At 65.2% G+C, this 12,029-nt stretch carries 9 protein-coding genes; 2 read left to right on the forward strand and 7 right to left on the reverse strand.

The window, feature by feature from the left end:
• Nucleotides 1-2: 2 nt before the first annotated feature.
• From aroQ to ACFVYC_RS12655, 5 genes are all read right to left on the reverse strand, one after another.
• The gene (gene aroQ, locus ACFVYC_RS12635; RefSeq protein ID WP_387550321.1) at nucleotides 3-461 is read right to left on the reverse strand and encodes a type II 3-dehydroquinate dehydratase; all 459 of its coding nucleotides are present in this window, start codon (nucleotides 459-461) and stop codon (nucleotides 3-5) included.
• A gap of 141 nt (nucleotides 462-602) precedes the next feature.
• Nucleotides 603-2,783 carry an alpha-galactosidase gene (locus ACFVYC_RS12640; RefSeq protein ID WP_387550323.1) on the reverse strand — a complete coding sequence of 727 codons (2,181 nt, stop codon included), beginning with the start codon at nucleotides 2,781-2,783 and terminating at the stop codon, nucleotides 603-605.
• A 151-nt stretch (nucleotides 2,784-2,934) separates the two neighbouring features.
• Complete coding sequence (locus ACFVYC_RS12645) at nucleotides 2,935-4,272, reverse strand: ABC transporter substrate-binding protein (RefSeq protein WP_387550325.1); 1,338 nt, start codon at nucleotides 4,270-4,272, stop codon at nucleotides 2,935-2,937.
• A gap of 56 nt (nucleotides 4,273-4,328) precedes the next feature.
• Complete coding sequence (locus tag ACFVYC_RS12650) at nucleotides 4,329-5,255, reverse strand: carbohydrate ABC transporter permease (protein WP_387550327.1); 927 nt, start codon at nucleotides 5,253-5,255, stop codon at nucleotides 4,329-4,331.
• A gap of 9 nt (nucleotides 5,256-5,264) precedes the next feature.
• Complete coding sequence (locus ACFVYC_RS12655; protein ID WP_387550328.1) at nucleotides 5,265-6,206, reverse strand: carbohydrate ABC transporter permease; 942 nt, start codon at nucleotides 6,204-6,206, stop codon at nucleotides 5,265-5,267.
• A 209-nt stretch (nucleotides 6,207-6,415) separates the two neighbouring features.
• Here ACFVYC_RS12655 and ACFVYC_RS12660 point away from each other — a divergent pair, with 209 nt between their 5' ends.
• Together ACFVYC_RS12660 and ACFVYC_RS12665 are read left to right on the forward strand one after the other, a co-directional pair.
• Nucleotides 6,416-7,621, forward strand: a complete 1,206-nt coding sequence (locus ACFVYC_RS12660; protein WP_387550330.1) for a Gfo/Idh/MocA family protein — start codon at nucleotides 6,416-6,418, stop codon at nucleotides 7,619-7,621.
• 10 nt (nucleotides 7,622-7,631) lie between these two features.
• Nucleotides 7,632-8,654 carry a LacI family DNA-binding transcriptional regulator gene (locus ACFVYC_RS12665; RefSeq protein WP_387550332.1) on the forward strand — a complete coding sequence of 341 codons (1,023 nt, stop codon included), beginning with the start codon at nucleotides 7,632-7,634 and terminating at the stop codon, nucleotides 8,652-8,654.
• 10 nt (nucleotides 8,655-8,664) lie between these two features.
• On the opposite strand, the gene ACFVYC_RS12670 is transcribed toward ACFVYC_RS12665, so the two are convergent.
• Nucleotides 8,665-9,453, reverse strand: coding sequence for a DeoR/GlpR family DNA-binding transcription regulator (locus ACFVYC_RS12670; protein ID WP_387550333.1), 789 nt, complete (start codon nucleotides 9,451-9,453; stop codon nucleotides 8,665-8,667).
• A gap of 197 nt (nucleotides 9,454-9,650) precedes the next feature.
• Nucleotides 9,651-11,660 carry an acetate--CoA ligase gene (acs, locus tag ACFVYC_RS12675; protein ID WP_387550334.1) on the reverse strand — a complete coding sequence of 670 codons (2,010 nt, stop codon included), beginning with the start codon at nucleotides 11,658-11,660 and terminating at the stop codon, nucleotides 9,651-9,653.
• Nucleotides 11,661-12,029: the final 369 nt, after the last annotated feature.

Raw genomic sequence — 12,029 nt, forward strand, 5'->3', positions numbered from 1 at the left:
TCTTAGAGGACTTCAGCCAGGTAGTCGATAGCCAGCTTGTAGCCAAAAACCCCTGCGCCGACGATCACCGCAGAGCAGACCGGCGACAGGAATGAGTGGTGCCGGAATTCCTCGCGCTGGTGCACGTTGGTGATGTGCACTTCCACCGCCGGCAGCTGCACAGCGGCCAGGGCATCGCGCAGGGCAACAGAAGTGTGGGTAAAGGCGCCGGCGTTCAGGACAATGCCGACGGCGGAGCCGCGGGCCGCGTGGATGGTGTCCAGGAGGACGCCCTCGTGGTTCGACTGGACACACTCTGCCGCGAAGCCGTGCGCCTCTGCTGTCCGGGCGGCCAGTTCCTCCACATCAGCCAGGGTGGACGTGCCGTACTTTTCCGGTTCGCGGGTGCCCAGCAGGTTCAGGTTGGGTCCATTGATCACCAGGATGGTTCCGCGGCTGATGGATGAAGAGGGTTCGGTCATGCGTGCAAATCTAATGCCTTCCAAGGGCCGGCGCGCATTCTTACGGCCCTTGCCACCCATAATGAACGCAGCAACGCGGGGTCACATAATGCCCGTTCGGGGGTTCCGAACAGGCGTTATGTGACCCCGCGTTGGTTACGACTACAGTGCCGTAAAGCGCAGCAGCAGCGCGTGCTCCGGGTTGAGGATGGGCATCGGCAGGCCCACCTCGGCCAGGAAGCGGCCGTTGGCCACTGCACCGTCCGCGAGCCAGGCCGGCGGCTGGACCTGCGTGAAGGTGTGGGCGTAGTCGGTGTCGCCCGGGGCGGGGGAGAGGGCCTCCACCCGGTAGGTCCGGTCCGGTTCCAGGCCAGGGATGCTGACCCTGCCCGGCTGCTCGGCGGACGTGGTGCGCGTGCTGACCAGGGCGAACAGCGCCGCCGTCGTACCTGCCTCTGGGGACCCGGCAGACACCGCCCCGTGCAGCATCAGCGACTCATCCGGAACGTCGGCACGGACCATCCGACCGCTGTGAATGAGATCCCGGTGTTCCTTGTAGAGCCCGATGAAGCGTTTGAGCTGCTCCCGTTCGGCGCCCTGGACCTCGCGGACGTCCCACTCCATGCCGAAGTGCCCGAAGAGGGCGGTAATGGCCCGGAAGGACAGATCATGCGTGCGGGCGGTGGTGTGTGAGGTGGTGGGGCCGATGTGCCCGCCCACCAGCTCCGGCGGGACCACCAGCCCGGTCCAGCGCTGGATGGTCTGCCGCTCCAGCGCGTCGTTGCAGTCAGAGGCCCAGATCCGGTCCGTCCGTTCCAGGATTCCGAGGTCCACGCGGGCGCCCCCGGAGGAGCAGCTTTCAATCTCGACGCCGGGGTGGGCCTTCCTGAGCTCGTCAAACAGCCGGTAGGCGGCCAGGGTCTGCTCGTGCACCGAAAATCGGCCGCCGTGGCCGTGCTCCAACAGGTCCCGGTTCTGGTCCCACTTGAGGTAGCTGATGTTGTTTTCGCTCAGCAGGGCGTCAATGCGGCCGAAGATGTACTGCCACGCTTCGGGGTTGACGAGGTCGATGATGTGCTGGTTCCGCCACTCCAGCGGCAGGCGGCCGCCGTCCTTGTGGGACACGGCGGCCGGACCCACAATCCAGTCGGGGTGTGCCCGGGCAATGTCCGAGTCGAGGTTGACCATTTCCGGCTCCACCCACAGTCCGAATTCCATGCCGCGCGAGGTGACGGCGGAGATCAGCGGAGTAAGCCCGCTCGGCCAGAGGGACTCGTCCACGTACCAGTCGCCGAGGCCGGCATGGTCGTCACGGCGTCCGCGGAACCAGCCGTCGTCGAGGACAAAGCGTTCCACGCCGAGCTCTGCGGCCGAGTCGGCCAGCTCGATCAGCGTGTCAAGGTTGTGGTCGAAATAGACCGCTTCCCAGGTGTTGAGCACCACGGGGCGCGGCTTGCCGCCGCCGGCGGCGGGGAGCACGTGGTGCGGGCGCGACCGGAACCAGTTGTAGAAGGCTTCGCTGATGCCGTCCAGGCCGCGGTCCGAATAGGCGGCAAACAGGGCAGGGGTGGTGTACGTCCCCTGCGGCTCGAGGATGACTTCGGCCGGCCCCAGGAGTTCGGACCCGCCGATCATGGTGCGGCCGTCGCCGAGGGTGTCCGTGAACTGCTCGTGGTTGCCGCTCCAGGCCAGGTGCGTGGCCCAGACCTTGCCGCGCCGGTTGCCGAAGCCGGGGGTGCCGGCGGCGAGAACGATGGATGAATCGTGCCCGGTGCGACCGTGCCGGCCGGTCCGTACCCAGGTGCCCTGCTGGATGGCGCGGCGCTGCGGGTGGTTTTCCCGGCACCAGCGGCCGGTCAGGTCGAGGAGTTCGACGGCGTCCGGCGCCACCGGGAGGACCGTCGCCAGTTCGTCCAGCTGGTAGGGGGTGGTGCCGCTGTTGGTGACGGTGTGCCGCAGCTCCAGCAGGCCGCCATCGTGAAGCGTCAGTGTTGAGTCGACAGCGATTCCGGCGTCGGGGTCAGCCTGTTCGATGACCGCAGTGTTGCCCTCCCTGCGTGCTGCCACCGTCCGGAGGCGGGGGGAGAAGTCGAGGCCGGAGACGCCGTCGGCGATGCGGTGGCCGCGGAGGCCGGGACGGCCGCGCCAGCTGGAAGACGCCTGCGGCAGGAGGCCGGCGGGAACGGTGGCGTCGATGGCGGAGTGCGGGATCGGCTCACCGAGGATGGCGAGGTCCGGCAGGGTGCTGCCGAGGTCCGCGCCCCAATGAATGATCTCGGCCTCTCCGCTGCTGAAGCTGATCACCAGGCTGGTGCCGGCGGAACGGAGGTGGAGGGGGTCCATAAAATCTCTTTCGATATTCACTGTGTGCGTCCGGTGACGCGGTACGGGTGGCTCAGAGGGGAAGGGGTGGTGGATGCCGCCGCCGCGAGGAGGAGGCGGCATCCACCACCGGTGGCTGCGACCACAAACGCAGCCACGCTTTGGGCAAGGCCTACTTGAAGAGGGCGTTGACCTGTTCGTTGGCTGCCGTGAGGGAGCTGGCCGGTGCCTTGCCGGAGACCACAGCGTCCATGGCGGGCTCCATGATGCCCTTGACCTTGGCGGTGTTGTCCGTGATGGGGTACAGGAACGTGGTCTTGTTCTTGACGTGCTCGGTGAAGGCGGTGACATCCACGCCCTTGGCCTTGAAGGCTTCGGCGGCTTTGTCCGAGGACGCCTTGAGCGCGGGGAAGACCACGGCCTTGGAAGCCACAACGTCCTGGCAGCCAGCGGAGGCGAGGTATTCGACCCACTTGATGGAGGCGTCCTTCTTCTCGGTTCCCGCCCAGATGGAATCGGCCAAACCGTTGAACATTGAGGCGCGCTCGCCTTCCGGACCCGCGGGAGTGGGAGCGATGCCCACCTCGATGCCCTTGTAGCCGGTGTACTGGCCGATCATCCACGAACCGTGGGCGTTGATCGCCGACTTTCCTGCTGCAAACGTGTCTGCCATGGCTGCTCCGACGGTGGTTTCAAGCTTGGGCATGTAGCCCTTCTCGGCCAGTCCGGCAAACCAGTCCATGCTCGCCTGGAACTTGGGGTCGTTGTAGTTGTACTGGGTGCCCCACGGGTTCTTGTCCGTGTGGGACCAGCCGGTGGTGTTGGTGAGGTAGCTCCATTCGGTCTGGCCGGAGGAGTCGCCGCCGCCGTTGAGGCCCAGGCCGTAGACATCCACGTTGTTCTTGTCGAAGCCGGGCTCGTCGCCGCGCTTTCCGCTCTTGTCCACGGTGAGGTGCGCGATGACCTGCTCGTAGCTGCCGCCGTCCTCGGGGTTCCAGGTGAGGTTCTTCATCTGGTCCTCAGTGATGCCAGCACTGGCGAGCATGGCCTTGTTGTAAAACAGGCCGATCGTGTCCCAGTCCTTGGGCAGTCCGTAGCGCTTGCCGTCCTGGCCCACCCAGAGGTCGGCGAGGCCTTCGTTGTAGGCGGACAGGTCCACGCTGTCTTTCTCGACGGCCTCGTCGATGGCCAGCAGCTGCTTGTTCTCGGCCAGTTCGCCGTAGCGTCCCAGGTGGTTCGTGAAGACGTCCGGGGCCGTGCCGCCGACGAAGCCGTTGGTGAGGGTGCTCCAGTAGTCGTCCCAGCCGCGCTGGGTGATCTTGACCGTGATGTCCGGGTTGGCTTTGCTGAAGTCGTCAGCGCACTGCTGGTAGGCGGGCAGCTGGTTGGCGTCCCAGAGCCAGTAGCTGATCTCGCCCTTGGCGGCTTCTTCAGAGGAGGACCCGCTGCAGGCGGAGAGGGAGAGTGCCACAGCTGCGGCAACGGCAACGGCGCCGAGGGATTTCTTCATGGTTCTACTTTCCGTTCGGGAATGAAAGGGGGAGTGCAAAGGGGTGGAGGGGATGCTTATTTGATGCCGGAGAAGCCGATGGAGTTGACGATCTTCTTGCCGAAGGCGGCGAAGAGGATCAGCACAGGCAGGGCCGAGATGAGGGTCGCTGCCATCAGGCCGGACCAGTCAGGGGCGCCCTGCGGGGACTGGGACTTGAAGACGCCGAGCCCCACCTGGAGGACGCGGACGTCGTCCTGAGAGCCCACCAGCAGGGGCCAGAAGTATTCATTCCACTGGCCGATGAAGGTGAGGAGCGCAAGGGTGGCGATAGGGGCGGCGGCGTTGGGCAGGACAATCTGGAAAAAGATCCTCAGGTGCTTGGCGCCGTCGAGCATCGCAGCCTCCTCCACTTCGCGGGACATGTTCAGGAAGAACTGGCGCAGGAAGAAGATGGCGAACGGGGTCATAAAGATGTACGGGAGGACCATGCCGAGCATCGTGTTGAGCAGGTCCAGGTTCTTGATCAGCAGAAAGTTGGGCAGGGCCGTGAAGATTGGCGGGACCAGCATGGTGCCCAGGAACAGGCTGAAGACCGCGTTGCGGCCCTTCCAGCGCAGCCGGGCGAAGGCGTAGGCGGCCATCGCGCTGAAGAACACGGCACCCGCGGTGGTGATGGAGGAAAAGATGATCGAGTTGCGCAGGTACAGCCAGAAATTGATGTCGGCCCCGGATCCGCCCTCTGCCAGGGCTTCGGCCGGTGACTGCAGCCCAAACACCCGTTTGAAGGCGCCGAAGCTGAACTCCGCCGGCAGGAGGCTGGCTGCGTTAGTGGCGAGCGCATTATTGGTGGACAACGCCGTGCGCAGGACCCAGAGGAAGGGGAGCACGGAGACCGCAATGGCGAGGACCAGGAGGGCCCACGCGCCGGCGCGGCGGGCATTGAAGGAACGACGGCGGCGGGCTGGGGCCGGCAGCGGTGCGCGGCTGGTGGTGGTGGTCATGCGGGACTCCTAGTCCAGGTCCGATTCGTTGCCCTTGAGGAACTTCATCTGGATGAAGGCCACCAGGGCGAGGATGAGGAAGAGAATGACGGCGATGGCCGATCCGTAGCCGAAGTCCGACTCGGTGAAGGCCCGCTGGTAGATGTAGTACTGGATCACGCGGGTGGCGTTGACCGGGCCGCCCGCGGTGGTCACGGCAACGGTGTCGAAGACCTGGAAGGAACCGATCACCGTCACCACGAGGACCAGGACGAGGACCGGCCTCAGCAGCGGGATGGTGATCTTCCGAAAGGTTTGGAACGCGGAGGCTCCGTCCAGTTTGGCCACTTCGTAGACGTGGCCCGGAATTGCCTGCAGACCGGCGAAGAGCAGCAGTGCGGTGTAGCCCATGTGCCGCCAGGTGTTAATCAGGGCCTGGGTGGGGATGGCCCACGCCTCGCTGCCGAAGAACGCCACCCGGGAGAGCCCGCTCCACTCGATGAACTGGTTCACCACACCAATCTGATAGTCCAGCATCCAGAACCACAGCAATGCGGCAATGACGTTGGACATCAGGTAGGGGAGGAGCAATGCACCCCGAATGATCGTGGACTTGGCTATGTTGTGCATCAGCAGGGCCAGGCCCAGGGCCAGTGCCGTCTGGAGGACGATGTTGAGGAAAACGTACTGCCCGGTGACTGCCAGGGAGTTCCAGAAGAGCGGATCCTTGGCGATCGCCGTGTAGTTATCCAGGCCGATCCATTCCGGGTCGCCCAGGATGTTGTACTCCGTGAAGCTCAGGTACACGCCGCGGATGGTTGGAACAACGTAGAAAACGATGAACCCGATCATGGCCGGGGCGATGAAGAGCAGCGCGATCTTGAGGTCGCCCAGCCGGCGGATGCCACCGCGCGGCTTCGCGGAGTCCGGTGTTGGCGAAACAGATCTTGAGTGTTTGGCAAGGGTGGTCATCTTCGACCCTTTCCTGACTGTGATGGGGGTAACAACTGCGAGTCAATCTACACGAGTAGATTGGGGGTGGCAAGATTATTTCCTGCGTCTGTCCCGCCGCCTTCATCTCCTCACCTGAACTGTTGACTCGAGTAGATCAGCCTGCCACACTGGCCTTTTGAGGGACAGCGCTTGCCCGGCGCCCCGTCGCTGACCAGGGAAGGCAGACAATGACGTTTTCAATAGGCGTAGTAGGAGCAGGCCAGTTCGGCAGCCAGTTCGCCCACCTCTTTAATCTCCACCCCGGCGTCAGTGCTGTGCACGTGGTGGATGAACTGCCGGAGCGTGCAGCGGAAACTGTGGACCGCTATCACCTTGCCGGCTCGAAGGCGGGTTTTGAAGACCTCCTTGCCTCCGACGTCGATGCCGTGGCCATCTTCACCCAGCGGTGGACCCACGGTCCGCTCGTGGTGCAGGCCCTCCGGGCCGGAAAGCACGTCTACTCAGCTGTTCCCATGGCAATCTCAGAGGAGGAGATTGCCCGCATCATCGAGGCGGTCCGGGAGACCGGCCTGGTGTACATGATGGGGGAGACCAGCTACTACAACCCCGCCACGGTGTATGCCCGCCGGCAGCACGCCGACGGGAAATTCGGGCGGATCTTCTACGCCGAGGGCGACTACGTCCATGACATGGACCTGGGGTTCTACGAGGCTTACCAGTACAGCGGAGGTGACCGCTGGAAGGAAACTGCAAGCTACCCGCCCATGCTGTATCCTACCCACGCCGTGGGCGGAGTGCTGGGTGCGGTTCCCGCCCATGCGGTGAGCGTCAGTTGCGTCGGCGTCAAGGATGACCGCAATGACGGCGTCTTCGACAAGGACGTCAGCATGTTCGGCAATGACTTCTCCAATGCCACCGCGCTCTTTGAACTGAACGACGGCGGCGTCATGCGTACCAACGAGATGCGCCGCGTGGGGTACCCCTCTCACATCCGGGAGTCCCGGTTCCGGTTCTTTGGCACCGAAGCCAGCTTCGAACAACTGGCGAAAGTCACAGTCTGGCAGGACAAGATGAACGTCCATGACATCTCGGAGCAGCTGGAGACACGGCCCAGCATCCCCCTGGACGACCCGTCACTGGCCAACGTGGCACCTGAACTGAGGGACGCCTTTGTGTCCGGCCTGGCACCGGTCCATGACCCCGCGCGGCTACCCGACGAGTTCCGCGGCGCACCCAACGGGCATGAAGGAAGCCACCACTTCCTGGTGGACGACTTCGTGACGGCGGTCAACCAGGGCACCCTTCCGCCCGTGAACGCCTGGGTGGCCGCCCGCTTTACCCTCCCGGGAATCGTGGCCCACCAGTCCGCCCTGCAAAACGGCGCGCGGCTTCCCATCCGTGACTTCGGCGATGCGCCGGGTACGAGTACTTAATATGGACAGCATGACTACTCCGGCAGTACAGGTCGCGCGAGGCGGACCCGTGACCCGCAAGGACGTTGCGCGGTATGCCGGCGTCAGCACCGCCGTCGTCAGCTACGTGGTCAACGGGGGGCCCAAGAAGGTGGCTCCTGCCACGGAAGCCAAGGTCCAGGATGCTATCCGCGTCCTGGGCTACCGCCCCAACGCGGCCGCCCGTGCGCTCAAGCTGGGCTCCAGTGAGACGCTGGGGCTTGTGGTCCCGGATATTTCCAACCCTTTCTTCTCCCTGTTCTCCCACGCGGTGGAGGACGCCGCCGCCGCCCTCGGCTACGCCCTGGTTTTGAGCAACTCGGACGGAAACCTCGCCAAGGAACGGCGGAATATCCGCAACCTTGCCGCCAGGCAGGTGGACGGCGTGCTGCTGGCCAGTGTTCTCTTTGAACCAGACCTGGAGGTTCTGGAAACGGCAGACATCCCCTCGGTCCTGTTGAACCAGGAACGGGATGCGCCCGGGTTCAACAGCATCGGCGTGGATCTCGCAGCCGGCGCCCGGATCGCGGTGGAACACCTGATTGGCCACGGACACAAAAACATCGGCCTGGCCATGGGCACGAGCGTCTCCGGCACCACTGACGGCCGTGAGGTGGGCTGGCGGGAGGCCTTGCAGGAAGCGGGCCTGTCCGAAGGCCCGATTGTGTACGGCACATTCACCCGGGCCGGCGGTTACCTGGCCGGGCAAAGGTTGCTGGCATCGGTCAACCGGCCCACGGCCATTTTCGCTACCTCCGACATGCAGGCGATCGGGCTGCTCCGTGCTGTCCACGAGGCAGGGCTGGCCGTCCCCGGCGAGATTGCGGTGGCATCCTTTGACGGTTCCGCCGAGTCCGAATACTCCTGGCCTCCGCTGACCACTGTTGAACAGCCAGTTGCAAGCATGGCGGAAGCCGCGGTGGCAGCGCTGGTGGGAGCCAGCCGCGGCGAGAAGCCCCGGCACCGGATTTTCGATACCACCCTGCACATCAGGCAATCCTGCGGCTGCCCCTGAAATCTTCGGGCTAAAGCTCCGCGAGCCGCAGCCGGCCCACCCGCTCCTGGAGGATGCGCTGCGCCTCGGCGCCGAGGCCGGGATCGCTGATGACCTCGTCCACTTCCTCCAATGAGGCGATGGAACTGATGCCCAGCAGCCCCCATTTCGTGTGGTCGGCCAGCACCACGGTTTTGCGCGCGGCGGCCACGAAGGCCCGGTCCGTCTCGGCCTCGAGCAGGTTGGGCGTGGTGAATCCCGCGGCGGCATCCATGCCGTGCACCCCCAGGAACAGCACGTCCAGGTGCAGCTGCTTCAGGGCACCAGTGGCGATGGGACCCACCAGGGCGTCCGACGGCGTGCGCTCGCCGCCAATCAGGATCACCGTGGAAGCGAAGCGGGCGGAACCGGCGGAAGCGCCGTGATGGAACAGGTCAGCGATGCGCACCGAGTTGGTGACCACCGTGATCCGGGGTCCGTTGGTGAGTTCCTGGGCCAGCGCCCACGTGGTGGTTCCGGCGCTGAGGCCTACCGCCATGCCTTCATGGACCAGGCTTGCCGCCTCCACCGCGATGGCACGCTTCTCGGCGGTCAACTGCGTGGACTTCAGGTCGAAGCCGGGCTCGTGGGTGCTGGTGTCGCCCGGAATTTTTGCCCCGCCGTGGATGCGTTCCAGGCGGCCGCCCTCCTCCAGCACTTCGATGTCACGGCGGACCGTCATGAGGGAGACACCCAGTTGCTGCGCGAGGTCCGAGACCCGGACCACCCGTTCCCGCTGGAGAGCGTCCAAAATAGCCTGGTGGCGTGCGACGGCGAGCATCGGGGCGATCCTTCGGGGCAGGGGGCAGGGCTGCTCCAAGTCTAGGTGCCTGCCACGCTGACGCGCGGGCGTCATCCTCCGCGTGCTGCTCGTTCCTCGCTTTGACGCACGCTTCCGGATAACCCCCACGCATCAGCTTGTGCGTTGGTCCCGTCCAGGAGCGGCACGCGTTCTGCCGACGGTCACCCGATGTTCCCTTATTTCCTGAGTGACTGCGCGATCTGCTGCATGATGGTCGGGTCGGAGAGGGTGGTGGCGTCGCCGGGGTCGCGGCCTTCTGCGACGTCCTTGAGGAGGCGGCGCATGATCTTGCCGGAGCGCGTCTTGGGCAGTTCGGGGACCACCAGGATGTTTTTCGGCTTCGCGATGGGGCCAATTTCCTTGCCCACGTGGTTGCGGAGTTCCTGGATGGTGTCGTCGCCGTTGTCGGCGGCGTCCCCGCGCAGGATCACGAACGCGACGACGGCCTGCCCTGTGGTTTCATCGGTGGCACCCACGACGGCGGCCTCCGCCACGGCGGGGTGGGACACCAGGGCGGACTCGATTTCCGTGGTGGATAGCCGGTGCCCGGAGATGTTCATAACGTCGTCCACCCGGCCGAGGAGCCAGATGTCGCCGTCCTCGTCCTTCTTGGCGCCGTCCCCGGCGAAGTACATGTTCTCGAAGCGGGACCAGTAGGTGTCCTTGAACCGTTCCGGGTCACCCCAGATGCCCCGGAGCATGGCCGGCCAGGGTTCGCGGATCACCAGGAACCCGCCGTGGCCGTTGGGGACTGATTGGCCCATCTCGTCCACCACGTCCACGGCGATGCCCGGCAGCGGGACCTGCGCCGAACCGGGCTTCGCGGCGGTGACGCCCGGCAGTGGGGCGATCATCTGGGCGCCGGTCTCGGTCTGCCACCAGGTGTCCACGATGGGGGTCCGGTCCCCGCCGATGACCTTCCGGTACCACATCCAGGCCTCGGGGTTGATGGGTTCGCCCACGGAACCGAGCACGCGCAGGGAGGAGAGATCGTACTTGTCCGGGACTTCCCGGCCCCACTTCATAAACGTCCGGATCGCGGTGGGGGCGGTGTAGAGGATGGAGACCTTGTACTTCTCCACGATTTCCCACCAGCGGCCCTGGTGCGGGGAATCCGGGGTGCCTTCGTACATCACCTGGGTGGCGCCGTTGATGAGCGGGGCGTAGGCGACGTAGGAGTGGCCGGTGACCCAGCCGACGTCGGCCGTGCACCAGTACACGTCGGTTTCCGGGTGCAGGTCGAACACCGCCTTGTGCGTGTACGCGGTCTGGGTGAGGTAGCCGCCGGTGGTGTGCAGGATGCCTTTGGGTTTCCCGGTGGTGCCGGAGGTGTAGAGGATGAACAGCGGGTGTTCCGAGTCGTGGCCCACGGCTGCATGCTCGGTGGAGGCTGCGTCCACGGTGTCGGCCCACCAGTGGTCCCGGCCCTCGTGCCAGTCCACGTCCTGGCCGTTGCGCTTGACCACCACCACGTTCTGGACGCTGTGGCCGTCATGGGCAAGGGCGTCGTCGACGGCGGACTTCAGGGCACTGGGCTTGCCGCGGCGGTATGTGCCGTCCGCAGTGACCACGAGCTTGGCCTCGGCGTCTTCAATCCTGGAGCGCAAAGCGTCCGCGGAGAAGCCGCCGAACACCACCGAATGCACGGCGCCGATCCGGGCGCACGCGAGCAACGTGATGACGGCTTCCGGGATCATCGGCAGGTACACCGCCACCCGGTCGCCCTTGGCCACGCCGAGGGACTCGAAGGCGTTGGCGGCCTTCTTCACCTCTTCGGTCAGCTGCGCATACGTGTAGGTGCGGGTATCCCCGGGTTCGCCCTCGAAGTAGATGGCCACCCGGTCACCGCGGCCGGCCTCCACATGCCGGTCCAGCGCGTTGTACGCGGCGTTGACTTCCCCGCCGACGAACCACTTGGCGAATGGCGGGTTGGACCAGTCAAGCGCCGCATCGAAGTCCTTGCTCCAGGTCAACAGCTCCCGGGCCTGCCTGCCCCAGAAGGCGGGACGGTCTGTGGCAGCGTCTTCATACTCGCCGGCGGTGACTACGGCGTCAGCGGCGAACTCAGGAGATGGCGGAAATGCCCGGGTCTCGTGAAGCAGGTTTTCAAAGGCATCGCCCTGCTGGCCGCCCTGTCCGGAACCTGCGGAAGCGGTGGTCGTGGAGCTTGAAGTGTCCTGGGACATGTGAACCTCATCATTCATCGATCTTTGCTGGGCGGAGATCTGCCACCGGTCACGGCTCCGCCGCCTGCACGACGCCGGGCACCTGCTGGTCACGGACTTCCGCAAAGAGCTGTTCCGGGATCAAGACTAATGCTTGCCCGGCAGCGGATGTGTGCGCTGTCACAGGCCCGGCCAGCGAACGGCATTTATTAAGCGATGAATGGTCCCGGGTCCGGCCTTTGGCGGCCGTCCTGCACCGTGCCCAGCTAGTGATCAGTCAGGCTGTTGACTAGGCTGAGATGGAATTGTGACTTCACTGCGGACTGTCCTTCCCGGCTCGAGCAAGAGCCTGGGACGGGTTGAAACCGCTGTACGACGGCACGGTTGCGG

The sequence above is a fragment of the Pseudarthrobacter sp. NPDC058329 genome (genome assembly GCF_042879835.1).
Lineage (GTDB): Bacteria > Actinomycetota > Actinomycetes > Actinomycetales > Micrococcaceae > Arthrobacter.

Bases quoted from the DNA above. Each gene is read 5' to 3' on its own strand.
- aroQ (WP_387550321.1), bottom strand. From the start codon at position 461: ATGACCGAACCCTCTTCATCCATCAGCCGCGGAACCATCCTGGTGATC.
- ACFVYC_RS12640 (WP_387550323.1), bottom strand. From the start codon at position 2,783: ATGGACCCCCTCCACCTCCGTTCCGCCGGCACCAGCCTGGTGATCAGC.
- ACFVYC_RS12645 (WP_387550325.1), bottom strand. From the start codon at position 4,272: ATGAAGAAATCCCTCGGCGCCGTTGCCGTTGCCGCAGCTGTGGCACTC.
- ACFVYC_RS12650 (WP_387550327.1), bottom strand. From the start codon at position 5,255: ATGACCACCACCACCAGCCGCGCACCGCTGCCGGCCCCAGCCCGCCGC.
- ACFVYC_RS12655 (WP_387550328.1), bottom strand. From the start codon at position 6,206: ATGACCACCCTTGCCAAACACTCAAGATCTGTTTCGCCAACACCGGAC.
- ACFVYC_RS12660 (WP_387550330.1), top strand. From the start codon at position 6,416: ATGACGTTTTCAATAGGCGTAGTAGGAGCAGGCCAGTTCGGCAGCCAG.
- ACFVYC_RS12665 (WP_387550332.1), top strand. From the start codon at position 7,632: ATGACTACTCCGGCAGTACAGGTCGCGCGAGGCGGACCCGTGACCCGC.
- ACFVYC_RS12670 (WP_387550333.1), bottom strand. From the start codon at position 9,453: ATGCTCGCCGTCGCACGCCACCAGGCTATTTTGGACGCTCTCCAGCGG.
- acs (WP_387550334.1), bottom strand. From the start codon at position 11,660: ATGTCCCAGGACACTTCAAGCTCCACGACCACCGCTTCCGCAGGTTCC.